We start from the raw sequence: 25,778 nt of genomic DNA, 5'->3' as shown, positions 1-25,778 counted from the left end.
AGGCACAGGACCAAGGTCCAACGTGCCTTTACATTCCCTCTTATTCTGTTTCTAAGATACGGTTGTATAGATCCAACTGCTCTTCACTTAAGAAGCTTTCTACTGCTGGAACCATAGCTTCACGGAATGCATCTTGATCCACATCTACAAACTCCATGCCTTCTTCTTCAAGAGCGGCTTCGATCTTTGAAATTTCTTCTTCATAAAGCTTTTCGCCAAATGCTTGCGCTTCAGCTGCAGCTTCTTCTACAGCAGCACGCTGTTCATCAGAAATAGCTTCCCATTGTTTATTTCCAACAAGAACATAAATCCAAGAGTAAACATGCTCCGTACGGTTTACATAGTTTTGCACTTCATAAAGCGCGCCACTTTGAATCAAATCAACAGGGTTTTCTTGACCATTAATAACGCCTTGTTGAATACCTGTAAATACTTCATTAAAGTCCATGACTTGTGGTTTCGCACCTGCTGCTTCCCATGCATTTAAGAATAGTGGTACGTTCGGAACACGCATGGAGAACCCAGCAAGATCAGCAGGTGTTTCAATTTTTTCAGTCGACGTTAAGTTACGTGGTGCACGTGTATGATAGTAAAGTGGTGTAAGTCCTGCTTTTTCATTGATTTCATCAGCAATCTCTTGACCGATTTCTCCATCAACGACAGCCTGTACGTGTTCTAGGTCACGGAATGCATAAGGTGTTGCCATAAGTGCTGCTTTTGGTGCCCAGTTTTGAAGAGTTTCACCGGAGATGACCATATCAGCTGTTCCGGAAGAGATGGCATTGATCGTATCCGTCTCTCCACCTAACGAGTTACTTGGATAGATGTTGATTGTGATTGACCCGTCTGTCTTTTCTTCTACAAGAGAAGCAAATTCTTCAGCTGTCTTGTGCCAGATGTGATTTTCATCGGCCAAGTGACCTAACTTCCATGTTACTGACTCGACTCCCTCTTCCCCTTGTGAACTGCTGTCTGATCCGCAAGCTCCCAAAAATAATGCAGAAGCTGCTAGTACAGAAACCCAACGAAATTTTTTCATGTGTAAATCCCCCTTAAAATGTAGTTGTATATACTAAATCATTAGTACCAATAGTTAAGGTGTTGCTAGAAAATCGTAGACAGAAGACGCGATCGTAATTCCTTCTTTCAAGCTGCGTTCTTCATTTTGTTGTTCAATCTCCCCTGGAACGAGGACCTGTGAGAATCCTTCAGCAGGCTGCACTTGATGAAGTTCATCAATCATTTGATCCATAGAATCTAAGAAGCCATCTAGAGTCGTGAAGAACGATGGATTAATGGCACAGACATAATGGCCGAGTTTTCTTGGCTTATCAAGGCCTTCGTACATAGGTGAAATGTGCGGACCAAAAGCGGCTCCAGCTAGTAACCCCGAAAAGATATCGACAATCACTGATAATCCATAACCCTTAGGACCACCGAATGGTGTGAGCGACTTCACCGCGTGTGGGTCTGTCACGGAATTGCCGTTTTCATCAACTCCCCACCCGGCCGGAATGTCTTTTCCTAGCTCGCGATGTTGAAGTATTTTTCCTAGCGCCACATTGGACGTTGCCATATCGAGAATAAATGGCTTATTATTCCGGGCTGGCACTCCGTAAGCAATTGGGTTTGTGCCTAAAAAGGCTTCCTTGCCGCCAAATGGGACAACGATTTTATCGGTATGTGTCATAGCCATACCAATCAAGTTTTCGTTGGCTGCCTTTTCAACAAAATAACTAAGCGCTCCGCAATGACTGCTGTTCACGACGGTCACCATGCCAATTCCTGCAGTCTTCGCCATCTGGATGGCATGGTCCATGGCGAGGTCTGCATTGACGTGTCCAAACCCATCTTCCCCATCAACAACTCCTGTGACAGGTCCAGTAGCTGTAAATCCAGGTGTTGCGTCAGGCTTTATTCCGCCTGCGTTGATTCGGTTTAAATAGTGTTCGGTACGAAGGACGCCATGTGAGTTGACGCCTCTTAGGTCTGCATGAATCAACACATCTGCCACTTTTTCTGCATGTTCATTCGACACACCCGCGGCTATAAATTTATTCACTACCATTGATTTGATCTCGTGATGAGGTTTTGTAACTGTACTCATTTGTTTTCCTCCCTATTCAAGATTCGCATGATTTTTCTTCATCGAATCATAGGATGTTTCTTGTGTAGCGTCTATGATAGATGCATCTAAAATCAGGTGCGCTGCTTGGTCGAATTGATTGCCTAACGGCTGAATTGTCTTTCGTGTATGATGCTTTTGAGACTTTGTTGAAGCGGGAATGACTAATCCTTTTGAAAAAGGTGCTGTTTCTAGTGCATCCGCATCCGCTGTGATTAGAAAGATGGTCGCACCGGATTTTTTGGCTTGTTGAGCGACATGTACACTTGAAGGTGTCGTGCCAGAACCTGATAGCACAAGGAGAACATCCTCTTGTGTGATAGAGGGTGTGATGGTTTCTCCTACGACAAATACGGTTTTCCCTGCATGCATCATACGCATCGCAACCGCTTTCATAATGAATCCAGAACGCCCTTCTCCTGTGAAGAAGAAGCGTTTGTTTTGTTGAAGCAGCTGGACAAGCTGAAGATACTCTTCTTCTTGAACCGCTCTGCTGACGGTTATCATCTCGTCGACGATGGTTTGTATGGTTTTCATAAGTCCACCTACCGTTCTATGACTGATTCTTGATTGATAAATCGGTTTAGTTCGTCTAGATAAGGCAGCCCTTCATTGTCCCCTGAAACTGTTGTCACTAATGCGCCAGCACCATTTGCTACACGTAAGCGTTCAGCAGGTGAAAGTTGGTTCAAGTAACTATAGATGTAGGCGGCATCGAAGCCATCTCCAGCACCCACTGTATCAATCGGTTGAACTTTAAATGGAGAGACGTGAATCCATTCGTCATTGGTAAAGAGCATCGACCCGTTTGCGCCGTCTTTAATGACGAAGTCTTGAATGTGATGCCTCTTGCTAAATGCTGCAAGTTTTTCTTTATCATTGTGACCTAGCAGCAAGTCGATTTCATCCAGACCCGTTAATACGATATCCACATGATCCCATAGAGGTGCATATGCCGCTCGTGCATCTTCAATGGTCCAAAGTTTTAAGCGTAGATTCGGATCAAATGATACAGTTGTATTGGATTCTTTCGCGAGTTTTACTACATGCTGAATCAATTCGACATTCTGTGGATCAATTGCCATAAACACGCCAGAAATATGAAGAACATCAACTTGATTAAACATCTCTTTCGTAAACTGTTCTTTCGTAAACGAGAGTACAGGTGAGTGGTAGCGGTAATAAAACGTCTTCCCTGAACCATCTTCACGAATCTCTTTAAAGTTGATGGAGGTCGGATGGCCTTCGACAAATTCGACGTGGTCTACATCAACACCTTCACCTCGTGCAAAGTTATAAATTACGCGACCAAATTCATCGTCGCCTAACCGACTGACCCAGGCCGTATCGAGTCCAAGTCGTGCACATCCGATGGCGAAGTTTAGTTCTGCTCCGCCTACTTTCCGTTCGAATGTCGAGACGAAGCGGAGAGGGCCGGTGGATGTTGGATTCATTGTGATCATTGCATCACCAATAGTGAGCACTTTTAGTTTTGATACCATTTATATTCGCTCCATTTGAATGGATTCCCGTTTAATCAGCTCTGGCGTAAAACGCTTGGCATCATATTCCTCTTTGAAGATCGGGTGTTTAATCAATTTTAATAACAATGTTGCCGCTTCTTTACCCATCACAAACGTCGGTTGTTTGACGACGGTAATGGAAGGTGTGAACGCATCCAGATAGGGTGAATCATCGATAGTGACCACTCTCAAATCTTCTGGAATCTGGATAGCATGTTGCTTTGTGAACTTCAATAATTCAATGAGTGATAAGTCGTTTGCCGTAAAGATGGCATCCGGAAAACTTCCTGACTCGTATAACTCGCTGAGCTGTTCTCGAATAGCCTCCGCTTTCCCTTGTACGACCCACTGCTCATTCACCTGTAAATCGTTTAGCATGAGTGTATGACGATACCCTTCGAGACGTTCCATACGTGGTGTCACTTGTGGAAGGATGGTCGAACTGATGAATCCGATTCGCTTATTCCCTGCCCGAATCAATTCAGTGACAGCAAGTTCCGCAGCCGAATGGTTGTCGAGTAACAAGGTTGGATAGAGCGTAGGCTGAATCTTTCTATCCATAAAGACGATGGGAAACTTCATCTTTTTCAGTGAGCAATATAATTCAATGTTCCCACCCGTCGGTAAAATGATTAACCCATCGACTTGTTTAGCAAGTAGCATCTCAATATATTCTTTCTCTTTTTCTGGATTGTCATCTGCATTGCAAACAAATACGTGAACATGATGTTCGCCCGCCACATCTTCAATGGACCGAATAATCTCTGTCGAGAAGGCGTGAAGAATATTGGCGACGATCACACCAATGGTGGACGTCTTTTTCTGCTTCAGGCTTTTAGCAATGAAGTTTGGAATATAGCCTAAATCTTTGATCGACTGTTCGATACGTTCCCGTGTTTCTTGAGACATGTATTCAAAGCGATTATTGATGTACTGAGAAACGGTACTCTTAGAAACACCTGCTTCTTTCGCTACATCCATCATGGTAACTTTCTTCATTGAACCTGCCTCCATCTACAACTAGAACGGTTTAGTAAACCGGTTTAGTAACTTGCTTAATTGCTAGTATAAATGAAAGCCCTTTCAACTGGCAAGAGTTTTTTAATAATTTGTTTTATTATGTCGACTATTTTTTGAGAAAGTGAAAATGCTTTTAAAAGTTAATAAAGTAAAAAGCCCCTGCATCCGCAAGGATAAAACTAGTTCATCACGGATAGTAGTAGGTAGTTTTTAATACCTTTTTCAAGCAAAACTTTCTAGAGTATAAGGTCGTTTGACGACTGTTTTATATAAGTTAGCATAGGTAATCCCGCGGTGGTTGCCACGGGATTTTTTTGCGATGATTTCGAATTCAACATTAACTAAAATTATTCGAGTGACTAGTACATAGTAGCGTACTAAATTTGTTGCTCGTGAAAACTAACTTTTCCTCCTGGTTTCAATTGTGCAATTTTCCACAGGTCAGCAGGATCAATTTTTCCTAATGTGACATATCCGCCTATTGTCTGTGCATCTGACATTAAAATAATCGGTTTTCCATTAGGGGGAAGTTGAATCGTTCCAAACTCCGTTGCCTCCGAAGGAATATCATGTCCGTCTTCTAAATAAATCGGATTCCCATCAAACAAATACCCTGTTCGATTTCCAGTTTTAAACGTATATTGTTGGTTTTGAAATGTTTGAAGCTGCTCTTCAGAAAAATTTAGTGAATGATAAGATGGCCAATATCGCACTTCTATTTCAGGCATATATGTAGGTATAACTGATGGGCACAAGGAGCGTTGACTATTCACGAGCGTTTTCGCATACCATAATTTGTAGTCTGTGTTCATTGAGCTCTTTTGCTCAATCATCGTTCCCTTTGTTAATATTTTTCCTAACTTCCCTTTCGTATAAGTAGATGGGGAACCCAAATACCAATTTGTTTGATAGCCTCCAACTAAAGCTAAATAGGCAATCATTCCGTTCACTGGATTACCAAATGTAATAGTTTGGCCCTTATATACGCGAATTGTCTTCCAAAGAGGAAATTTTTCTCCGTCCAATTGGTGATTTAGATCAGCGCCAGTGACAGCTATCTCACAATCCTCCAGTATATTTAGAGAGAAGTTCCCTCCAATAATTTCGATAAGAGGTTCCCCTATACGAACCCCTGCTAAAATACAGGCTTTTTCATATGCAAGCATATCCATAGGGCCACTCGGGGGAATTCCAAACTTGCGAAAACCTATTCTTCTCTCCCCTTGAAAAGAACAATGCAAAAGACTTTTGGTTACTTCAAATACTTTTTTCATAGAAACGTATAGACGGGTTGAACTTTGACACCACGTGCCTCTAACATACGTTTCACTTCAGTTAGATATCGATCAGCAGATTGACCATCTCCATGAAAACAAATCGTTTGTACATCAATGTCTACCCATTCTCCAGTTAAGCTTTTTACACGTTTATCAAATATCATACCAAGGATTTGTTCACTGATATCCTCCATCTCAGTTAAAACGGAACCAGAAATACTTCTAGGTACTAGTGTTCCATCCTTTTGATACGCGCGATCAGCAAATCCTTCTCTAGCTACTTTTAACCCCAACATGTTTGCATAATACTCAAGCCTGCTATTAGGAAGTGTATAAACCAAACTAGTAGGAGTAAGATCAGCAATCGCCTTCGCAATGGCGCTAGCCGTATCATCATCAGTAACAGCCTTGTTATATAATGCCCCATGAGGTTTTACATGATGTAAGTGAACATCATCGATTTGACAAAATGCTTTAACCGCACCAATTTGATAGATCATCATTTGGTAAATCTCTTCTTTTGAAAAATGAAAATCTCTTCTGCCAAAACCATGGATGTCCGGGTATCCTGGATGGGCACCAATTGCAACATTATGGGATTTTGCATTTGCCACCGTTTTCGCTAAGTGAGTGTAATCTCCTGCATGAAATCCACATGCAATATTGGCAGATGTTATTGTTTTAAACATTTCTAGGTCATTACCCACCTGAAATGAGCCGTAACTTTCACCAAGGTCGGCATTTAAATCAATATACATACTCCTCCTCCTCCCATGATTGGTATTGTGCTTCTGTTATTTCATAAAATCTCACTCTATCACCAGGCTTACATAGAAAAGGATTTTCCCGTTCAGGATCGTATAACTTTACGGGTGTCATTCCTATTAAGTTCCATCCCCCTGGATTCTCTACAGGATACACTCCCGTCTGGGAGCCTCCGATTCCCACAGAGCCAGCAGGGACGACTCTTCTAGGTGTCGCTAATCGAGGAGTAATTAATACATCATCAAGTCCTCCCAAATACGGAAACCCTGGAAGGAAACCCACTGTGTAAACCGTGTAGAGCGGATGAATATGTCTTTGAATTATTTCTTGCTTACTCAAACCAGTGTGTTCAATGACACGGTCCATATCTGGACTATATGTTGTCGAATAACATACGGGGATCTTAACAACATTATCTTCTTTTGATACGTTGAAGGTTTCCATAGTTAAAAAGCTCCGAGAAATTTTTTCTTGTAGTTCTTCAAAAGATACTACTGCACTGTCAAAATAGATAGTTAACGTTGTATAGGAAGTAACCCATTCAATTACTCCTTCAATTGGATACGAACCTAAAAAAGAATTTAATTGTTCGACCTTCTTAAATACTCCTTCTGAAATGGTGGTACCAAAATAGATATAAAGAGAATCTTCACCACTTCTCCAAAATGTAAGGTCAGCTCGAGAGCTGTTCATCATTTAAAACCTCGATACATATTTTTATACTTTCTAGCAAGTCTTTGTGAGACCAACTTGGGACCTTCCCATATTCAAGTGCAAGCTCATGAGAAGCTGGAATATGGATAAACCCTGCAGGTACATTTTTTTTATTTGTATGCATGTAGTGAAGCCCATTATACATCGTGTTATTACATAAATAGGTCCCCGCAGAATTAGATATTTCTGCAGGATATCCATTTTCAATTAATCGATTAATCATTTTACGGGCAGGTAGAGTAGTTAAATAACTAGCCGGGCCACTCTCAATTATCGGTTGATCGATAGGCGTGTTTCCTGCATTATCTTTATCTGTCTCAGCTACATCATTAAAGTTAATCGCAATACGTTCAGGGGTAATTTTATATCTGCCACCAGCTAGACCTAGAGAAATAAGAGCATCCGGCTGTACTTCTTCAATTAATTGAATTAATTGAGTTCCTGTTTTTTCAAAATCAACTGTCAATACTCTTCCCTCGATTGTATAATCTCCTACTGTTTGACCGTTCAGTTCTTCTACTATTTTCATCGTCGGGTTAACTGAAAAGCTTAAAAAAGGTTCGAAGCCTGTTAGTAATAGTTTTTTCATAGTAAAACCTCTCTCTTTAAAGTTTTAAAGGTCGTTGTCTAAACAACTTATTCCCTTCACGAATCGGATGTATATCCGCATGGATGATCCTTTTTACAATGGCAAAATTAAATATGCAGTGCGCCTCAATACAGTCTCGCAATTCTTCATCATATACTACCTCGTCTGCTGCTTCTGAAATAATATCAGCCGCTACCCACGAAGGGTATCTAAAAATCCCTACAGCAGAATAGGTCGGTGTAACTGACATTTGAGTATAGAAGTTAATATTTTCACTTGTTTCTAGAGGGAAAACATCGGGCAACCATCTATTACCGTACAATTCAAATCGATTGCGCCAATATCTGTTCATATCTGCTATTTTTGTTTTGTCGAATTCATCATTCACTGCATGTACAAGTGTATTTAAATTACTCTTGTGAATAGCAAGTTCTTCACATTCTGCCGTTCTTCCAATGCCATATAGCTTGGCACTCGGTAAGAAATAAGAAACAGGGAATCTAGGTGGACTATTGTATCCTGCAAAAGGTTGGACCCATTCATGACTTGGAATTCCATGATCATCAATTATGATATCTGGTGCCCATCGTCGCATCACTTCTGGAAACACATTAGCTTCACCAAAAATTGTTTCCTGCCACCGGATGTGTGCAAATTCCAGACCCACTGCGTTGTATCTCGCCGCGTGATGTTTCCATTTGGGGTGCTCATTCACTAAACGTTGAAGCAAAGTAAACCCATCTGGGTTGCTAGCAGGTATGGAAACAATGTTTAAGTGACTACGCCACGTATCACCGTAGTTATCGTCTAACTTCTTAATCAATTCGAACACAGCTGGAGTACTTGAAACCTCGTTTGCGTGATGACCGGCTTCAATAAAAATTGTTTTCCGATAGATGGAGAGCTTATGCGTTGAAACGAAATCTGCTCCAGTTGACTGAAACCATTCGAATACCGGAATTGGATGCCCTTCAAAAGAAAAGTCTGCATATTTTATGAATACGTTCGGATTAGTAAGTTCTTTATCTACATCTGGATGATACGATGTTTCCGGTGAATCAAAAGGTTTAATCGGTACGTCTATTACCTTGTTTTCATAGTTCATACTCGCAGTTTCTAAGTGCCCTTCATTCGTAAACGATAGAGAGCTTGTTATAGGTAGAGGAGTTGAACATTGATGCCATCCATATACCTTAATTTCTGCTTTAGGCGTGGTCTCATCAGATAAATGCATAAGGGGTACAATTCCCCCAGGCGCATTATACCCTTTTCCAGTTGTACGCTCCCCCAAATAGTCAAAGTAATCCAACGTATTAAAGTAGAGGTCTTCATGAAGGGCTTCTAGTGATGAGATTCTTTCCTGATCGATGCCAAGTTCTCTTTCTTCTTCGTTCATCCAAACATCAATTTCTATTCGTTTAAATAAAGGGCTAGTATATCCTTGGCCCATAGCCGCTGGTAATACGAGATTCTCAAGTTTAGGAAGAATGTGCTGTAAATAATACAAATAAAAGCGTTCTCGATCTGTTTGAATGGTTTCGGACCATTTCGTGTTACCCCTTACAAATATCCCTGAAGTAGTAGGAGTTGCTACTCTTTCATGATCAACATAGGGAACTGTTGAGGTAAGTACGGAAAAAGAATGTGTCTCGCGCCATTCTGAGTTTGCAGATGTTTTTATATAGACACTATAGGTTTCATCTTGCGCCTCTGATAAATCCAACTTGATATCAGATAGGGGCAGGTTAAAGGAAGAACTTAATAAATGGTCGATAGGGTACATCTCTTGCAACCACCGTATAGGAAGTTCCAAATTATCAGTCGGCACTTCCTTTTTGGCAACAACCTTAATACTAGTTATGGATTCTTTTTTATCCTTTAATTCTGGTATAACCGTTTCCTCTATCCAACAGTACCCCGGCTTAAACGAATTTACTATCGTCCACTTTTCAACTGACGGCGCTATTGTTTGAAGCTTTTCTACTAAAGACTCTCGTACTCTTTTATCTTTCGATATAAATACGATGACCTCTCCTGATAATTCCTTTTTCTTTGAGTCGATCAACGTCAATAATTCATTTACTTCTCCTGTATTTGTCCACTTTTCATGCAGAATAGGGGCAGAATCTATTTCAATAGGTTGAAGTCTATTGTCTATTTCCATTTTTTTGGACCACCAAGCAAATGAACCCCCTTCACTCCAATGCTTAGAAGTGGTTAGGGAACGTACTACAGCACTCAAATTAGTCTTGTTACATTCAAGCAGCAACGTATTGCTCTTTTGTAGAATCAGTTCATTCGTTTCTGATTCTTTTATTTCAAATAGGATATGTCTCTCATCCTCTGCATTCAATAGAGGTAACTGTATGTGCGTATGAAGTAAGCTAATTCGAGCTGCAAAACAACTTAAAGATATAAGCCCCTCTCGATCTACCAACAAAGGATCAATTTTTATATTCATTGAGAGGGACCTCTCAGGCGACGCTTCATGAGAATACCCAAAGCCAGAATAACTCCAAATTTCATCTAAGCTTCTAATACTAATGGGGTCCTGTACTTTCCCCGTCATGCTCACCGCTGCAAGATTAGTAATAAATCCATTTAATTCGCGCTCTGATTCATAAAAGATTGTATATTTATTACCTGCTTTAGACAAAATGGTTTGATCACTTTGAATAAAGTGAAGTTCGAATTTTTGAGTCGATTTTTCAAAAAAATCCAAAGATAAAGCATTGGTTTCAAAGCCAGCTCTCGCACAAAAATCGATAATTGAAACTGGCATGATATCTTCAGGAAGATTTATATATAGGTCGAATCCTATTCTGAGTCCGTCTGAAGAGTGCCTATATAGGTCCTCATCTAGCCAAAAGTGATCGTTTATCATAGATGTGCACCTACACTTTCATATTCGGGTCGAATCGATCTCGTAGCCAATCTCCAAGTAAGTTAAATCCAAGTACCGTTAACATAATTGCAATTCCAGGAAACGTAGCAGTCCACCAAGCAGTCGTCACATAGTTACGACTGTCTGCTAACATCCCACCCCAAGATGGAATCGTAGGATCCACACCCAGTCCTAAAAATGTTAAAGAAGCCTCTAAGAGTATAAACTCAGCAATATACATGGTTCCTAGAACTAAAATAGAGGACATAACATTCGGTAAAATATGTCGTCTGATTATAGTGAAGTTTGTTCCTCCACTTGCTCTCGCGGCATGGACGAATTCTTGCTCTTTCAGCGAGATGACTTGCCCACGAATCAGACGAGCAAAGCCCACCCAATAGGTTAGTCCCAGAATGATAATGATCTTCCAAATTCCTGTTCCTAGTACACTCATAATAACTATGGCAAATAAAATAAACGGGAAGGCAAGTTGTATATCTGCCACACGCATGATGAAATTGTCCATCCATTTACCAAAAAATCCAGAAATCAATCCAAGAATTGTCCCAATTACGAGTGAAATTAGTACCCCAAAGAATCCAACCATGAGGGAAATTTGAGCACCATGCATGATTCTACTTAATAAATCACGTCCTACCTGGTCTCCACCCAAAAAATATTCTGATTCACTCCCCTCAGCCGTCCAAGACGGTGCATCGAGTCTGGCTCCTAAACTGGCTTTTGATGGATCAAACGGAGCAATCCAATCTGCAAACAAAGCTGTTCCTACGGTCAATATTACAAGGATTAATCCAAGGATTCCAGCAGGATTCTTTTTTATAAATTTCCAAGTTGAAGTGGTCTTCTTCACGATTTCCCACCACCAATCTTGATTCGAGGGTCAATCAATGTATAGCTTATATCGATAATAAGATTGACGAATACCATTAACATTGCCAAGAATATCACTCCACCTTGAATCACTGGATAGTCCCGCTGATTGATCGCATCGATAATAAGTCGTCCTATACCAGGCCATGCAAATATTTGTTCAATAATTACCGTTCCGCCTAAAAGGGACCCGAATTGCAACCCAATAAATGTGATGGTCGGGAGTAAAGCATTTCGAAAAGCATGTAAAATAATGACTTTCCATTCTGCAAGACCTTTTGACTTTGCGGTTGAAATATATTGTTGATTCATTACTTCAAGCATGGATGAGCGAACTAACCTAGCTAAAATTCCTGACAAGATCATTCCAAGAGTTATGGAAGGTAATATTAATGAAGAAAACCCATCAAATCCTGAGGATGGAAGCCATCTTAAATGCACTGCAAAAATAAGAATAAGCATGATTCCTAGCCAAAAGTTAGGAAAAGAAATACCGACCAATGAAAATATCCGACCAAAAAAGTCGATTGCTGTCCCACGCTTTACAGCAGAAATGATACCTACTGGAAATGCGATTAAAATAGCAACAGCCATCCCACCAAATGCTAGAGCGAGCGTAGCAGGTAGTCTTTCCCATATCAAATCCATAACAGGCATTCCACTTCGGAAAGATGTTCCTAAATCGAATGTGAATAAGCCTTTCAAGAAAATTCCAAATTGAACCGGTAATGGTTGGTCTAAGCCTAAATTTTGGCGTACTGCTTCAATTGCCTCTTTCGTAGGCTCTCCAGCAGAAAACATAACGGCAACCGGATCTCCCGTTAAACGTATCGAGAAAAAGATAATAAAGGAGATGGCAAGAACAACGAGCAATGTATGAAACAATCGCTGAACAATATATGTAAGCACTTGATGTCACCCTTTCTATAAAAAAAGATAGCATGATGTACATACTATCTTTTTTCCTTCTTAACTATTCAACTGATACTTCTTCTAAGCGTAAGCGATCCTCATGTGGAGGTTGGAAGTTTTGCACACGCTTATTAACCGCATAAAGATCTACAGCAGAATAGACATTTACTTCTGGTGCTAATTCGTAAAGTAACTCTGTTAGTTCTTTAAAGATGACTTCGCGTTCACCTTGATCTACTGTAGCGCGCTGTGCAGCTAGCAGTTCTTCTACTCTTTCATCTTTAAATGAAGGATTCCATTGTTCTCCTTCGTGATACATTAAGTACGCAGTGTTATCAAAATCGAGTGTCCATCCACCCCAGCCTTGATAATACATATGTCCTGCATTTCCACTTGGAACTAAATCTGAGATTAATGTCGTACTATCAACCGTGTTAATATTTAATTTCAATCCCACTTCTTCCAGGTAATAAGCTACTACTTGCGCAATTTCTTTAAAGTTTCCATTGTTACCAGGAATATATAAATCAAGTTCAGTACCTTCTGGCACTTCCGCTTCAGCTAATAGTTCTTTCGCTTTTTCAGGATCATAAGCGTACGGAGCCAAATCAGGATTGTTTCCAAATGATAGTTCGGATTGGTACGTACTGATTGGTTTTCCATAGCCACCTAAAATCTCTTCTAAAATCGCATCAATATCAATTGCATAGTTAATCGCTTGTCTAACTCGAACATCGTCTACAGGGTATTCAGCAACATCAAACCGTAAAGAATGAACAGTAGGTGTACCTACTTCTACTAGCTCTAAGAAACCTTCGCCTTTAACTGTTTCTGCTTGTGCTACTTCCACACGTTTCATAATATCAATATTTCCAGTTTGCAATTCAGCAAGACGCGTTGACGCTTCAGGGATCACTTTAAACGTGACCTTATCTAACTTAGGAGACCCATCTTTCCAGTAGTTCTCATTCTTTTCTAAAACAATTTCTTGATCGCGTGAATAGGAAGTCATCTTAAATGGACCTGTTCCAACAGGGTTATTGTTGAAGTGCTCATCCCCATTTTCAGCAATATACCCAGGTGGTACAATGACAGCACCATATCCTGCAAGTTTAGTTAGTAAAACTGGATCTTGAGCCTTTAGTTTCATGTGAACCGTGTATTCATCAATGACTTCTACCGTGTCAATAGACGTGTAGTTTGAATATTGAGGACCTTGTTGGCCTTCTTCACCTAATAATCGATCGAATGTAAATTTAACCGCCTCTGCGTTAAAAGGTTCTCCATTATGGAACTGGACACCTTGACGAAGCTTAAATTCAATCGTTGAATCGTCTAAATATTCCCAGCTCTCAGCCAAGCCTGGTTGTAATTCTAAATCTAACGAACGATCTATTAACCCTTCAAATACAGATGTGGCAACTGTACTCCAATCAAGTAAGAATGTATCGATAGGGTCCCAGTTTTGAGGTTCACCTGCAACTCCGATGACAAGCTCTCCCTCTCTTCCAGTGACTGGATTATCCGCCGAACTTGTATCTTCCCCTTCATCATTTTGATCTCCAGAAGAAGTAGAAGAGTTGTTACATGCTGCTAAAATCAGTGAGACTACTAGTGCTACAACTAACATCACTAATTTTTTATTCATTTCATTGCCTCCCTTTTTTTAATTACTATATGGATATCTTTCTTTATAACCGAGTTGTTTTGAAATACTTGCCGCTGCTTCCCATAGGGAATCTATATACTCGTCCACTCGTTCTCGAGTTAACGTAGATGAAAAGCTTGCAATACTAATCGAGTACATGACTTCGCCAAAACGGTTAAAGATCGGAACGGCAAGTGAAGCTGTTCCTTCTTCAAGCTCCGAATCACTGTAACTATAACCTCTCTCGATTGTGAGCTTAAGCTGTTCTTCGATTGCTTGTCTTGATTCTAGCGTGCCGTTTGCAAATTTTATAAACTCGCCTGACAATATCCGTTCTTGTGCTTCTTGATTTAAAAATGCTAGAAGCGTTCGTGTACAAGCCCCTGCATATAAAGGAGCCTGACGACCCACGCGAGTATACAATCGAACAGGTCGTGTGCTTTCAACTTTCTCAATGTACACGCCAGTGTCTTGATTAACTACGACTAATTGAACTGCTTCATTATATTTCTCCTGCAACTCTTTCATATATGGATAAGCGATACTTCGTATTTCAAATCTACTTTCCACACGTTGTGCCATTTCTAAAAATTTCAACCCTAGGCTGTATGTTTTAGAATCGCTGACTAGCCCATTTTCTTGGATAGCCACCCTTTGCAAGTATCCCAACTCTTCAAATGAACTTAGAATTCTTAAGAGAGTAGGCTTAGGCATGTCCGTTAGCTTATGAATATCGTTTAATCGTAAATAAGGTCTTTCTTCAGTGAATAAATCTAATAGACGAAGTCCCTTTTCAATTGTTTTACTCATATGTCACTCCACTATCAGGTACTTCATTATATAAATGACAGGAAACATAACGGTTTGGTCTTACTTCACGTAATTCTGGTTTAATTGTTGAACAGATGTCCATTTTATATGGACAACGTGGATGAAACGTACAACCAGAGGGTGGATTTGAAGGGCTAGGAACATCGCCCGATAAAATAATTCTTTCCTTCTTTTTTGATGGATGCGGGCTTGGCACTGCAGATAATAAAGCTTTGGCATAAGGATGTAATGCTTCTGTGTATAAATTCTCCCTATCAGCTATTTCTACAACTTTACCTAAATACATCACACCAATCCGATCACAAAAGTGCTTAACAACACTCAAATCATGTGAAATAAAGACATAGGTTAACCCAAACTCTTTTTGCAAGTCTTTTAATAGATTCAATACTTGTGATTGAATGGATACGTCTAGTGCGGATACCGGTTCATCTGCGATAATAATTTTCGGCTTTGTAACTAATGCTCTGGCTATGCCAATTCGTTGTCGTTGACCTCCTGAAAATTCATGTGGAAATCTTTTCAGTTGATTCGCCGAAAGTCCAACCTTACTTGCAATTTCATGTACGATTTCACTGCGCTCTTTCTTATCGGAATAACCAAAATTAATAAGCGGCTCTTCTATGATTTCAAAAACTTTCATACGTGGATTTAATGAAGCAAATGGATCTTGAAATACAATTTGTAAGTCTTTCCTTAACAATCTCATTTCTTTTTGAGATAGGTGAGCGATATCTTTCCCTTCAAAGAGTACTTCTCCAGATGTTGGTTCCAACAGTTTTAATAGAAGTCTACCTGTCGTACTTTTTCCACATCCTGATTCTCCCACGATTCCGAATGTTTCCCCTTGATAAACTTTAAAGGATACATCATCAACTGCTTTGACCGTTTGTAAGTTTTTCCTTCCAAACAATCCACCTTTTACAACAAAATGTTTTTGAAGATTTTTGATTTCCAATAATGGCTCTTTTACAGTCATTTAACTCCCCCCTCTTCATTTGCGTATAACCAACATTTGACTTGAGAGTTCTCATTGACTTGAATTGTAGGAGGTTCTATCGAGCAGCGATCATGTGCGAATTTACATCTAGGTGCGAAACGACAACCTACAGGCATTTCACCAGGCGCAGGCACAACTCCTGGAATCGATTCTAAGTATTCCTTCTGTGTTTCAATGTCCGGTAAAGAATTTAATAACCCCTGAGTATATGGATGCTTAGGTGCATCAAATAACTCATTGATCTGAGAATTTTCAACTACTTCGCCCGCATACATAACAATTACTCTGTCACAAGTCTCTGCTACCACACCTAAATCATGGGTAATTAATATGACTGACATTTCTAGTTTCGATTGGATATCTTTAATTAATTCTAGGATTTGAGCCTGAATGGTCACATCAAGAGCAGTGGTTGGTTCATCGGCTATGAGAACCTCAGGGTTACATGAAAGAGCCATGGCGATCATGACACGTTGTCTCATTCCTCCCGACAATTGATGAGGATATTCATCGAGAACTTGTTCTGGGCGAGGAATTCCCACTAGCTTTAACATTTCTAATGCACGTAAACGGGCTTGTTTTTTTGTCATTTCTTCATGATTCAAAATCATTTCAGAGATTTGATGGCCTATTTTATACACAGGATTTAAAGAACTCATTGGCTCTTGAAAAATCATGGCTAATTTCTTTCCCCGTACTTCTCTCCACTGTTTTTTTGAGTTTTCACTAAAATTCTTCGAATTTACTATAATGTCTCCGCTCTGTCTCTTCACACCCGGCGGTAATAAATTCATTAACGATAAGGATGTAAGACTTTTCCCGCATCCCGATTCTCCTACAATCCCCAGGACTTCACCTTTTCCTAGTGAGAAATTTACGCCATTTACAATATGTATTTCTTGATCATCGGTAGAAATTCCGACCTTTAATTCTTTTACTTCAAGAATGGTGGTTGACATTTCGTTCACCCTTTCGTTCCATTATGTGAAACGCCATTTCATAATTATTAGTTAGGACTATAATACCTCCATCAAACGGACATTGCAACATTATTTAGAAAATTCATTACTTTTTTTATCTATTCGTGTTATCTACTAACAAGTAAATCAACTGATTTCATGAATGATTCTGTTAATTTCAATTTGAATCACTCCTTCGTTTTAAAGATTGACATAAAAAAACATAGATGCGCTCAAAGATTTGAGAACATCTATGTTTAGGAATTACCCTATAAAGGTAAGTTATCTTTTCTTTTGAGATACAAAATCACTAAGTCCTTCTAATTTCTATTATATGCCTACTTCCCTGCCAACTGCTCCAATGTCCCTGACATTACTCCACCCACATAATCGCTAGAGATAGTCTATTTTTTTTACTAGAAAATAAGGCTGTGACAGACCATTCCTTTAAATGAGGAAAGCGCACGTATCAAAATGGATACTGTGAAACATGTTCTCTTTTACATTAAAAGGACAACTTTAGATAGAATTGAGTTACCACAATAAATCTAAATGGAAACAAGTGTCTCTAGGTTTAAAGATAATAACATGAAACATTTGATTTATCTGCAGATCTCGCAGTAAAACTCCAAATCGAGTAGGCGCATGAATGAATTCATGCGCCTCTCACAGATCCGTACGTGCGGTTCATCGCATACGGCTCCTCCATGCTTATCCCCTTTGGGGATGCAGGTTTTTATAAATGTCTAGTAGGAATACAAGTCGGTATTGTCTGAACCTTTCATTGGGAATAGCGATATGCGCGGGACGTGAGCGCGAGCTCCTCCATTTAGTCATGCGGATATCGGGCATCGGACCCTTCCAGTTGTTTCGTCTTAGCTCCTTATGGAGCTTTTTCTTTTTACGCCAACTTCTGAATTGGACCATCCTTAACCTTCTTCGAATCCACGCATCCAATGTCTCGAACACTCTTTTGACCGCTGCGATTCCGAAGTAGTTTCCCCATCCTCTTATGATTGGATTGACTTCAAATTTGATGTGATGTTCTACGTCAACCGTCATATTCTTTGTAGTCACTTCTTTGATTCTCGTCTTGAATTTTCCTAGTGCCTTCTCAGATGGTCTGATACTGCGGCAGTTCACAAACGTGAAACCAAGAAAAGTGAAAGGGTCTCTCCTGTTGTCCACGATTCTCGTCTTACCAGGATGGATAGTCAGTCCCAGTCCTCCCTCCAATAGTCGCGTGACCGATTTTAGTACACGCTCCGCCCCTTTCTGCGATTTACAACAGTTGACAAGGCAAGTAGACCACTGGAACCTCCCCAGTAGCCCCTCTCAGAACCGGACGTGAACCTCTCGACTCATCCGGCTCCCATTATTCAGCCGTAGGCTTGATACCTATCTCCCAATGTTTGAAGAACTTGGGATTCTGTTTCGCAATTCTACCTAGAAAATGTTCTGCCCTCTTCTTATGTCGAGCGAATCTTTTGTATTTCTTTCTTGCCCACATAATTAAGGCTTTATTAATATGCCTTAGAGTTGAGTACATTTCAGATTTGTAGAACTTACCATAGTAATTAATCCAGCCCCTAATTGCTGGGTTAAACATCATCGATAGGTCTGTGAGTTCCTTTTCTGCCTTTAATTGCAGTTTCCAATCTCTCACTTTTTGCCGAATAGACTTCTTTGATTTATTACTGATGGCAGGAGTGAAGTTGACAAAATGCTTTCCCCATCTATTCTTTGATAGCCTTGGTCTGAATGTGTATCCTAGGAAATCAAACGATATGTTTTCATGTTCTTCTTTCCTATCTGCATCCTTACAATATACAATTCTTGTTTTTATTGGATGTAGTTCAAGTTTACATTCATTCATTCTCTTGTTTAGGGACTCTAGCACTTCCTTAGCCTCATCTTCTGTTTTACAGTGGATGACTGCGTCATCTGCATACCTCGCAAATGGATTGTTTGGATGGTAGATTGACATCCACTTATCGAACGCGTAGTGCAGGAATAGATTTGCCAGTACAGGACTTATAACCCCACCTTGCGGTGTGCCAGACGTACGTTCAATTGTTCCATCCTTTGTGTGAAAAGGCGCTTTTAACCATCTCTCGATGTATAACTTTAGCCATTTGTTTTGTGTATGCTTTTCTACTGCTCTCATTAATAAATCATGATCGATGTTGTCAAATAATCCTTTAATATCGAATTCTAATACCCAGTTATATTTCCAGCACCTTTTACGAGTAATCTCTATTGCTTGAATTGCACTTTTCCCTGGTCTATAGCCATAGGAATCTTCATGGAAATATGGTTCTACTTTAGGCTCAAAATATAATTTGGCTGTCATTTGTGCAATCCTATCGGCAACTGTTGGGATACCAAGCGTTCGAGTACCCCCAGCTTTCTTGGGTATGTCTACTGCTTTTACAGCTGGTGGAAAATAACTTCCTGACGACATTCTGTTCCATAATTTGTACAGGTTATCTTTTAAGTTCAGTTCGAATTCTTCTATTGACTCATCATCAATTCCGGCTGACCCTCTATTTGCTTTAACTCTTAAGAAGGCTTCATATACTATGTTTTTAGAAATCGCATATGGCTTTGTTTTCTTCATAAGTTCCTCCCAGGTTTATGGTTGACTTATTCGTAAAACTGAATAATACAACTCCTTTGCTCCATCCCGGTTAGGGGATTTCATCACTACTACGAGTTATTCCGCCCCTATACATGGCATTGGTACTCTGATTCTTGTGGGGCTTCCACTTGAAATCTCTCCCTTAACATCCATGTCGTAGGTTCCCACGTTCCACACAAAAGCCTGTATTAAGTTCACGCCGCCTTTATACCGGTCACCGAACGGACAGTAAACAGGTTCCTTCCGAACTCATCCCGAGTTAACGACTCCCCCTCGGTTTTGATGACATCTATACGCTTTCGATACTTCTTCAGCGGTTCAATGATTTTCGTCTCCTTAGTACTCACCTGACAGGGTCTAGCCCTGCCTTTTCCCTAACGCTCAATACCATAGCTTTTGACTACAGCACCTTAGGGTGGTTTGCAACCTCTACCTGTATAGCGATTGCGAGAGGCCTACTCTCATCTTTTGTGCAGCATAGCTTCCTTGTGTGCTTACGCACACTTTGGTTGCTTTCGTGGCACACAATCATCAGCGTATCGTGTAATTCGATGACCTCTTTCTGTCATCATCTCATCCAGGGGGTGAAGGTAGATGTTAGCGAGTAATGGACTGATGACCCCTCCTTGGGGACTACCTGTCACAGAGTCACTGTATACATTGGCGTCCAAGACACCTGCCTCTAGGAATTGCCTGATGAGGGCGATGATGCTCCCATCTACAACCTCCTCACGAAACAGCTCGATGAGCTTATCATGTGGTATAGAATCGAAGTATGTCTTGATATCAGCGTCGATGACGAAAAAGTACCCATCCATTAGGTCATTACGTATCTGCTCCACTGCCATGTGTGCATTCAGCCCAGGGCGGAATCCAAAAACTACATGGGAGAAACTTCTCTTCAAATATTGGTTCAAGCTTCAACTTGAGAGCCGCTTGTACGATACGGTCTTCGACCGTTGGGATACCTAATGGACGTAACTGGTTATCATCCTTTGGGATATAGACTCGTCTTACAGGTCTCGCTCTGAATTCCTTTTTCCTCAGTAAGGATTGGAGCGTTCTTAAGTTACGTTCCAATTCGACTTCGTATTCTTGTATGCTGACCCTGTCTACACCTGCTGCCCCTTTGTTCCTCTTGACTAGTCTGAAGGCAGCTTCAAGGTTGTCGATTGACCAGACCTTGTCCATCAGACTGTACCATCTTGATTTCTTTCCAGTACCTGCACGGCTACCTTGCGTTCCATCCTTGTTACGCATGCCCTCTTTCCTTCCTAACTCTATCCGGTTGAATAGTTTGTATACACTGACCGGATTACTTCTAGTACTAGCCCTGAGCGACCTACTTTCTATTCGGTCTCGATTCTACGGCTATCTACCTCATCGACTTCTGCTCAGCAGCACGGTAAAACGAGTGGTGCAGTGATAGTTCTTACATGGACAGACGGGCTTCGCATGAACCAGACCCTTTTGAGTATCTGACCCTCTTGTCAATCAGATGACAAGTCACCTAAATTTGTGGCTTTTCCAATAGGTTTATTCACTACTATCCCCTGCTCTGACTTCTCACCCTCCATGAAATTCACCTTGTCCATTACGGGTTTGTAGAATCCTTACCACCTACGGTGGAGAAGATGAGACCTCCTTGGGTCACGTCAAATCTCTTTCCCTCGAATCCAGTCCTCTTAACTCACAGGCAATAGTAAGAGTGAGATGGGACTTCCCTAAGTTTTGCTAGGTCATCCTTGCCTGCCAGCCAACATGGTAGATGCCACCTGTTCCGAGTTTCGTCTTCCGGTCCTCCGCACGACACCTCGCGATACTCGCACTACCGGTCGACTATACACTTCTGTCACTCCAGTGTGATGGGAACTTTCATCCCAGAGAAAAGCGCTGCCAAGCGCACAAAACGATACCACTTTAGCAATTGGTCATCATTTAGAAAGAGCACCCCCAACAAAGCTTTCACCTCCTTTCGGCGTGACAGCGGATGTCCTGCCTACTATCAGAGAATGATGTTAAAGCTCATACTAAGTGCATACCCCCAGTCTGTCTTCACGGGTCGCAAGATTAAGGACCCGGTCAAGGACAGTATCCTTCTGATGTGGCTTGTCCAACATCATCCACCATGCTATCTGCCGCACCATCAATCTTTTCCCTGTTCACACTGACATGCGAGAACTTATCCGTCATTGTTTTGTTTAGTTCCGAGTAAAATTGATTCAAAAGATTTTGATTGACCAAGAAGCTATCTTAATTGATGGTACGAAGATTAAAGCAAAAGCAGACAAATTCACTTTTGTATGGAAGACACTAATCGAGAGACACTTGGCAAACTTCATAGAGATATCCAATCAACTCTACACTGAGCTCTTTAACAAGAAGATCATGCCAGAACATGAGAAAGAGGATACGTTGTTGTTCGAGCACCTGACTACGAGAGCCGAGTAAATCGATGAGATCGTTGCCGAGCAGGCAGCTGAGATTGAGAAGAGGGAAGAAGGTCTCTCTGATCACCTATAGTCATTTCTAGCGAAAGTAAAAACGCTCCTAAAAGAATAACGCATTTAAGACTTCCAAGTGGACATACGATGAGGTGACAGATTCCTAAAAATGCATGAATGTCTGAACAGAAAACGTATGATCTTTTAGCAGATCAGTAAACGAAAGGTCCGTAGAGGGTTCGTAAGAACTTTTAAGGTCTAACCTTTTGCAGGATGTTTAGACTGTCCCCTCCGGGCACAGTGCACTAAGGCTTAGGACTGAACCTACCGAACCATGAGCGTTAACATAAAGTAGGAGGAAGAGCAAAAAAGAATATGTAAGGAACAAGCTTCCAGATGAAAAGACTAGCGACATCTATTTATCGTCGACGCAAGAATAACATGGAACCAGTTTTTGGATTTCTGAAAGCTGATTTAGGTTTCACACGATTGTTGGTCCACACTAGACTGACGATCGTGAACAACATTGGTCTAGCGCTCAAGGCCGTGAAAGAAAATATACTGCCAGAGTGTAGAGATACGAAATAAAAAACCTCCATTTTTAGAATGAGAGTTATCATCTCTTGGATCGGAGTCTATTTATGTCCTAGCCTCATTTTTTATTTCTTTAATATGAGGTATTAAATAGTTAAGACTCAATGATTAATAAATACCCATCAAAAAATATTTATAAGATTAAGATAAAGACACGGTATATCTTCATTAAAAAACTTTTAAATTTGATGAGCACATTTTATATAGTCTGTGATTCTCACATCAAAGTTCAAAAGTTAAATATAATTTTTTAATATATGCTAAAAATTATTAATATAAAATAAGCTATTACCCATAAAGATAAAGCATACTTATAGTTCATTCTAAAGCTATCAAACATTGATTTCCGATTCACTATTCCAGTCATAATTAAATTTGCGCTTGAAAAAGGAGAAAGTATTACAGTGACCATCCAACTAATTAATATTCCAATAGCTAAAATAAAATGTTGATCCATAAAATAAGTTACTTGGCTTAAAGTAACTCCTATAGTTGAAACTGTGACAATTGGATGTAATCCAATAAAAGATGAACCAATTATTAAAAGTGCTAAAATTGGAATCAGTAATATAGCATTTTCTACTTCGAAAGTGTCTAAAATTTTTAAAATCCACTTGTCAGATCCTAATGTTAATAGAGCCGAACCAAACAAACCTGCAGATAAAAAAACTGATACCTCATTTCCCATCTTCGGACCCCGATCAATCAATTCCTTATAGTAATCTAAAACGATATATCTCGCATTGTTTTGTAGAATCATCCAGAGTATAGAATAGGAAAGGACAGTAAGTGGAACAATAGATAAGATAGGGACGTCTGAAAATCCATCAATAAGTATGATTAATGCTGTAACTAAGATAATATTTACTATCAAAATTAGAATACTCTTGATTGCTTTACGAAATTCATTGTGACTAGTAGAAAAATTTCTGATAGGTAGGTTGTTATTCATTTCAGCCTTATAACCAATTAATATTCCAATAATATTTATTATAATTCCAAATAAAAATATTTGAATCCAATCTATATTAAAATATGATAAAACTACTGCAACAGATACAAAATAAGGTGACCACAAAAATGCCAGTGATACACCTCGTATCAATGCTTTCATTCGCACTTCTTCAAATGCCTTATATGATTTTAGATTCGTAAAATTATATAGAATGTGTAAACTGCCCATATTCAAAATAGCGCCTATTATTATTACACATATTTTAACTAGACCATATAATCTTTGACTATTAGTTATTAGTTTTCTCAACACAATGTCTATTGCATTAAGATAATCGCCTCTTCTAATAGGAACTATGAGAAAGGGAACAAAAATAAATATACATAATATAGCAAGATTCGTTTTGATATCTTCAAAATATTCGATTAGATTTCCGCTATAAAAATAAATATATATAGATGCTAAATTCATCGCTATTACTAATATCTTGGAACTATAAATAAGTTTTGGAAAATAAAGAATTAATACTAAAATTGCTAAAATGCTAATGAATAGATTTAGCCATTCATTAGAAATAAAAATGTTATAAAGAAAAATTAAACCCATAAGAATTAAACTTATGGCTCTGATTTTATCCATCCACAGCAACACCTAACATGTATTTTAAATTGGTACCATTTTAAAAAACCGACCTGAGTTCAGATCGGTAATTAACTTATTTATTATTAAATTTTGTTGCTAATTCTACTATAGAATTTGCTCCAACCTCAGGACCTGTTATAATATTTTCAGCGTCATCTTGGTAAGTTTTAATTGCTCTGGACATAGAATATTGTGCTAAAAGTATAACATGATTTGTCTTTTTCAATCGATCAATTTCATTATGAATTAAGTTGTCATGAGTCACTTCGTCACCCTTTTGTAGAGCTTGAAAAGCTTCCGTCACTACAATTGTTTCTACTTCTATCTTTTTATGCAAATTAGCTGCTGTGTCGTAGAGTAACTTAGTTGTAGTAGGTCCCGCTTTTTCAACAGTTGCAATTACACCTATCTTTTTACCGCTATGAACTGCTTTTTCTAGCATGCTTTCATCTGAACTAAGGATTGGGACATTAAATAAATGTTTAAATTGTTTTACATGAGGAGAAAATGATGAACAAGTTAATAAGATGGCGTCTACTCCCGCGTTTTCAGCTTTAGAAACCTGCTCAATTAATCTTCTTGTCATGTCATGAGTAATATTGTTTGTTTCATTTAATTCAAATATTAAACTTTCGTCCATGAAATTTACAATATCAACCGTAGGATGTAATTCTTTAAAAGCATTCAATATAGGTATAACAGAATTTATAGTGGCATGCACTAATCCAATCTTCAAACAGAATCACCTCGCATACTTAGATTATTCGTATATAAGTGCCAAGCTATTTTTGCGCTTTCTTCTAACTCTTCGATTGCATAAAATGCGTCTAATATGGTTTTGCCGGGTACTATCGGACCATGTTGAGAAAGCAACCAACCGTCTGATGTATCTAGTGTTTTAGTAAGTTCATTAAGTAAGTCTGTGCTCCCAGGTTTCCGATAGGGTACTAGTCCTACTTTGCCTAGTTTCATCTTTAAATAAGGAGTGTAATCAGGTATACAATCTTCATAATTTAAATTAGGAACAAAACTCCACAGAACACCATAAGTACTATGGACATGAACAATTGCATCTTGGTTCTTCTTTGCTTTAAAAATTGCTAAATGCAACGGAAGTTCTTTACTTGGTTTTACACTATTTTTTGAATTACCATCAAAATCAACCACTGCAAAATCCTCGATAGTAAGTCTTCCAAAGCAAGTTCCAGTTCCTGTAATAAAGATGTAATTTTCATGTCTAAAACTAAGATTTGCAATGCTTCCACTAGCCTTATTACGATTAAATAAGCTACGCGCTACCCATACTGCGTCTTCAAGTTTTTTTTGTAAGGAATCCATAGTGAGGCCCTCCTTTTTATAAATCC

25 protein-coding genes are annotated in these 25,778 nt (G+C 39.5%); 1 reads left to right on the top strand and 24 read right to left on the bottom strand.

Going from position 1 to position 25,778, the window contains the following annotated elements:
• Positions 1–40: 40 nt before the first annotated feature.
• From ACFO0S_RS04355 to ACFO0S_RS04260, 20 genes are all read right to left on the bottom strand, one after another.
• Positions 41–1,039: a TRAP transporter substrate-binding protein gene (locus tag ACFO0S_RS04355; RefSeq protein ID WP_378140584.1), complete on the bottom strand. Its 999-nt coding sequence runs from the start codon at positions 1,037–1,039 to the stop codon at positions 41–43.
• A 54-nt stretch (positions 1,040–1,093) separates the two neighbouring features.
• A complete protein-coding gene (gene allD, locus ACFO0S_RS04350) occupies positions 1,094–2,107 on the bottom strand; it encodes an ureidoglycolate dehydrogenase (RefSeq protein ID WP_378140583.1) in 1,014 nt (337 codons plus the stop codon).
• Between the two features lie 12 nt (positions 2,108–2,119).
• On the bottom strand, positions 2,120–2,662 hold the full coding sequence (gene hxlB, locus ACFO0S_RS04345) for a 6-phospho-3-hexuloisomerase (RefSeq protein ID WP_378140582.1): 543 nt from the start codon (positions 2,660–2,662) through the stop codon (positions 2,120–2,122).
• A gap of 8 nt (positions 2,663–2,670) precedes the next feature.
• Positions 2,671–3,627, bottom strand: coding sequence for a sugar kinase (locus ACFO0S_RS04340; RefSeq protein ID WP_378140581.1), 957 nt, complete (start codon positions 3,625–3,627; stop codon positions 2,671–2,673).
• Positions 3,628–4,647, bottom strand: coding sequence for a LacI family DNA-binding transcriptional regulator (locus tag ACFO0S_RS04335; RefSeq protein WP_378140580.1), 1,020 nt, complete (start codon positions 4,645–4,647; stop codon positions 3,628–3,630). It abuts the gene before it with no gap.
• A 398-nt stretch (positions 4,648–5,045) separates the two neighbouring features.
• The gene (locus ACFO0S_RS04330) at positions 5,046–5,942 is read right to left on the bottom strand and encodes a 5-oxoprolinase subunit C family protein (RefSeq protein ID WP_378140579.1); all 897 of its coding nucleotides are present in this window, start codon (positions 5,940–5,942) and stop codon (positions 5,046–5,048) included.
• Positions 5,939–6,703, bottom strand: coding sequence for a LamB/YcsF family protein (locus ACFO0S_RS04325; RefSeq protein WP_378140578.1), 765 nt, complete (start codon positions 6,701–6,703; stop codon positions 5,939–5,941). Before ACFO0S_RS04325 ends, ACFO0S_RS04330 begins: the two co-directional genes overlap by 4 nt.
• Positions 6,693–7,406, bottom strand: coding sequence for a 5-oxoprolinase subunit PxpB (gene pxpB / locus ACFO0S_RS04320; protein ID WP_378140577.1), 714 nt, complete (start codon positions 7,404–7,406; stop codon positions 6,693–6,695). The genes ACFO0S_RS04325 and pxpB overlap by 11 nt, the downstream gene beginning before the upstream one ends.
• Entirely contained in the window at positions 7,384–8,013 is a 630-nt protein-coding gene (locus ACFO0S_RS04315) for a pyroglutamyl-peptidase I (RefSeq protein ID WP_378140576.1), read from the bottom strand. Before ACFO0S_RS04315 ends, pxpB begins: the two co-directional genes overlap by 23 nt.
• Before the next feature lie 16 nt (positions 8,014–8,029).
• Positions 8,030–10,897: a M14 family metallopeptidase gene (locus ACFO0S_RS04310; RefSeq protein WP_378140574.1), complete on the bottom strand. Its 2,868-nt coding sequence runs from the start codon at positions 10,895–10,897 to the stop codon at positions 8,030–8,032.
• Between the two features lie 10 nt (positions 10,898–10,907).
• Entirely contained in the window at positions 10,908–11,768 is an 861-nt protein-coding gene (locus ACFO0S_RS04305; RefSeq protein WP_378140572.1) for an ABC transporter permease, read from the bottom strand.
• Complete coding sequence (gene nikB / locus ACFO0S_RS04300; RefSeq protein ID WP_378140570.1) at positions 11,765–12,697, bottom strand: nickel ABC transporter permease; 933 nt, start codon at positions 12,695–12,697, stop codon at positions 11,765–11,767. Before nikB ends, ACFO0S_RS04305 begins: the two co-directional genes overlap by 4 nt.
• A gap of 64 nt (positions 12,698–12,761) precedes the next feature.
• Entirely contained in the window at positions 12,762–14,348 is a 1,587-nt protein-coding gene (locus ACFO0S_RS04295; RefSeq protein ID WP_378140568.1) for an ABC transporter substrate-binding protein, read from the bottom strand.
• 18 nt (positions 14,349–14,366) lie between these two features.
• Entirely contained in the window at positions 14,367–15,158 is a 792-nt protein-coding gene (locus ACFO0S_RS04290) for an IclR family transcriptional regulator (RefSeq protein ID WP_378140566.1), read from the bottom strand.
• Positions 15,151–16,158 (bottom strand): ABC transporter ATP-binding protein, encoded by a 1,008-nt coding sequence (locus ACFO0S_RS04285; protein ID WP_378140564.1) that lies wholly within the window; start codon positions 16,156–16,158, stop codon positions 15,151–15,153. Before ACFO0S_RS04285 ends, ACFO0S_RS04290 begins: the two co-directional genes overlap by 8 nt.
• Positions 16,155–17,138: an ABC transporter ATP-binding protein gene (locus ACFO0S_RS04280; RefSeq protein ID WP_378140562.1), complete on the bottom strand. Its 984-nt coding sequence runs from the start codon at positions 17,136–17,138 to the stop codon at positions 16,155–16,157. Before ACFO0S_RS04280 ends, ACFO0S_RS04285 begins: the two co-directional genes overlap by 4 nt.
• Positions 17,139–17,849: 711 nt before the next feature.
• Complete coding sequence (locus ACFO0S_RS04275) at positions 17,850–18,281, bottom strand: group II intron maturase-specific domain-containing protein (protein WP_378140560.1); 432 nt, start codon at positions 18,279–18,281, stop codon at positions 17,850–17,852.
• 232 nt (positions 18,282–18,513) lie between these two features.
• Positions 18,514–19,758 (bottom strand): group II intron reverse transcriptase/maturase, encoded by a 1,245-nt coding sequence (ltrA, locus tag ACFO0S_RS04270; RefSeq protein WP_378140558.1) that lies wholly within the window; start codon positions 19,756–19,758, stop codon positions 18,514–18,516.
• A gap of 515 nt (positions 19,759–20,273) precedes the next feature.
• On the bottom strand, positions 20,274–20,684 hold the full coding sequence (locus tag ACFO0S_RS04265) for a reverse transcriptase domain-containing protein (protein ID WP_378140618.1): 411 nt from the start codon (positions 20,682–20,684) through the stop codon (positions 20,274–20,276).
• Positions 20,605–21,039: a hypothetical protein gene (locus tag ACFO0S_RS04260; protein WP_378140622.1), complete on the bottom strand. Its 435-nt coding sequence runs from the start codon at positions 21,037–21,039 to the stop codon at positions 20,605–20,607. Before ACFO0S_RS04260 ends, ACFO0S_RS04265 begins: the two co-directional genes overlap by 80 nt.
• A gap of 605 nt (positions 21,040–21,644) precedes the next feature.
• On the opposite strand from ACFO0S_RS04260, the gene ACFO0S_RS14815 reads away from it, so the two are divergent.
• Complete coding sequence (locus ACFO0S_RS14815; protein ID WP_465251270.1) at positions 21,645–21,950, top strand: transposase; 306 nt, start codon at positions 21,645–21,647, stop codon at positions 21,948–21,950.
• A 142-nt stretch (positions 21,951–22,092) separates the two neighbouring features.
• On the opposite strand, the gene ACFO0S_RS04255 is transcribed toward ACFO0S_RS14815, so the two are convergent.
• The 4 genes from ACFO0S_RS04255 to ACFO0S_RS04240 form a co-directional block, all read right to left on the bottom strand.
• Positions 22,093–22,296: a hypothetical protein gene (locus ACFO0S_RS04255; RefSeq protein WP_378140556.1), complete on the bottom strand. Its 204-nt coding sequence runs from the start codon at positions 22,294–22,296 to the stop codon at positions 22,093–22,095.
• A 771-nt stretch (positions 22,297–23,067) separates the two neighbouring features.
• Entirely contained in the window at positions 23,068–24,411 is a 1,344-nt protein-coding gene (locus ACFO0S_RS04250; RefSeq protein ID WP_378140554.1) for a hypothetical protein, read from the bottom strand.
• Positions 24,412–24,487: 76 nt separating this feature from the next.
• Positions 24,488–25,150, bottom strand: a complete 663-nt coding sequence (locus ACFO0S_RS04245) for an aspartate/glutamate racemase family protein (RefSeq protein WP_378140552.1) — start codon at positions 25,148–25,150, stop codon at positions 24,488–24,490.
• The gene (locus ACFO0S_RS04240) at positions 25,147–25,752 is read right to left on the bottom strand and encodes a class II aldolase/adducin family protein (RefSeq protein ID WP_378140550.1); all 606 of its coding nucleotides are present in this window, start codon (positions 25,750–25,752) and stop codon (positions 25,147–25,149) included. Before ACFO0S_RS04240 ends, ACFO0S_RS04245 begins: the two co-directional genes overlap by 4 nt.
• Positions 25,753–25,778 lie beyond the last annotated feature (26 nt).

Source organism: Chryseomicrobium palamuruense (assembly GCF_042649045.1).
GTDB classification, from domain to species: Bacteria; Bacillota; Bacilli; order Bacillales_A; family Planococcaceae; genus Chryseomicrobium; species Chryseomicrobium palamuruense.
Note: the sequence above shows the minus strand (reverse complement) of the source record. Positions and strands in the feature narration are given on the sequence as shown.

Excerpts from the sequence above, each read along its gene's own strand:
- ACFO0S_RS04295 (WP_378140568.1), bottom strand. The coding sequence starts at position 14,348 with ATGAATAAAAAATTAGTGATGTTAGTTGTAGCACTAGTAGTCTCACTG.
- ACFO0S_RS04260 (WP_378140622.1), bottom strand. The coding sequence starts at position 21,039 with ATGCGTAACAAGGATGGAACGCAAGGTAGCCGTGCAGGTACTGGAAAG.
- ACFO0S_RS04250 (WP_378140554.1), bottom strand. The coding sequence starts at position 24,411 with ATGGATAAAATCAGAGCCATAAGTTTAATTCTTATGGGTTTAATTTTT.
- ACFO0S_RS14815 (WP_465251270.1), top strand. The coding sequence starts at position 21,645 with ATGGGAACTTTCATCCCAGAGAAAAGCGCTGCCAAGCGCACAAAACGA.
- pxpB (WP_378140577.1), bottom strand. The coding sequence starts at position 7,406 with ATGATGAACAGCTCTCGAGCTGACCTTACATTTTGGAGAAGTGGTGAA.
- hxlB (WP_378140582.1), bottom strand. The coding sequence starts at position 2,662 with ATGAAAACCATACAAACCATCGTCGACGAGATGATAACCGTCAGCAGA.
- ltrA (WP_378140558.1), bottom strand. The coding sequence starts at position 19,758 with ATGAAGAAAACAAAGCCATATGCGATTTCTAAAAACATAGTATATGAA.
- ACFO0S_RS04290 (WP_378140566.1), bottom strand. The coding sequence starts at position 15,158 with ATGAGTAAAACAATTGAAAAGGGACTTCGTCTATTAGATTTATTCACT.
- ACFO0S_RS04280 (WP_378140562.1), bottom strand. The coding sequence starts at position 17,138 with ATGTCAACCACCATTCTTGAAGTAAAAGAATTAAAGGTCGGAATTTCT.
- ACFO0S_RS04310 (WP_378140574.1), bottom strand. The coding sequence starts at position 10,897 with ATGATAAACGATCACTTTTGGCTAGATGAGGACCTATATAGGCACTCT.
- ACFO0S_RS04340 (WP_378140581.1), bottom strand. The coding sequence starts at position 3,627 with ATGGTATCAAAACTAAAAGTGCTCACTATTGGTGATGCAATGATCACA.
- ACFO0S_RS04355 (WP_378140584.1), bottom strand. The coding sequence starts at position 1,039 with ATGAAAAAATTTCGTTGGGTTTCTGTACTAGCAGCTTCTGCATTATTT.
- ACFO0S_RS04240 (WP_378140550.1), bottom strand. The coding sequence starts at position 25,752 with ATGGATTCCTTACAAAAAAAACTTGAAGACGCAGTATGGGTAGCGCGT.
- ACFO0S_RS04335 (WP_378140580.1), bottom strand. The coding sequence starts at position 4,647 with ATGAAGAAAGTTACCATGATGGATGTAGCGAAAGAAGCAGGTGTTTCT.
- allD (WP_378140583.1), bottom strand. The coding sequence starts at position 2,107 with ATGAGTACAGTTACAAAACCTCATCACGAGATCAAATCAATGGTAGTG.
- ACFO0S_RS04330 (WP_378140579.1), bottom strand. The coding sequence starts at position 5,942 with ATGAAAAAAGTATTTGAAGTAACCAAAAGTCTTTTGCATTGTTCTTTT.
- ACFO0S_RS04285 (WP_378140564.1), bottom strand. The coding sequence starts at position 16,158 with ATGACTGTAAAAGAGCCATTATTGGAAATCAAAAATCTTCAAAAACAT.
- ACFO0S_RS04325 (WP_378140578.1), bottom strand. The coding sequence starts at position 6,703 with ATGTATATTGATTTAAATGCCGACCTTGGTGAAAGTTACGGCTCATTT.
- ACFO0S_RS04315 (WP_378140576.1), bottom strand. The coding sequence starts at position 8,013 with ATGAAAAAACTATTACTAACAGGCTTCGAACCTTTTTTAAGCTTTTCA.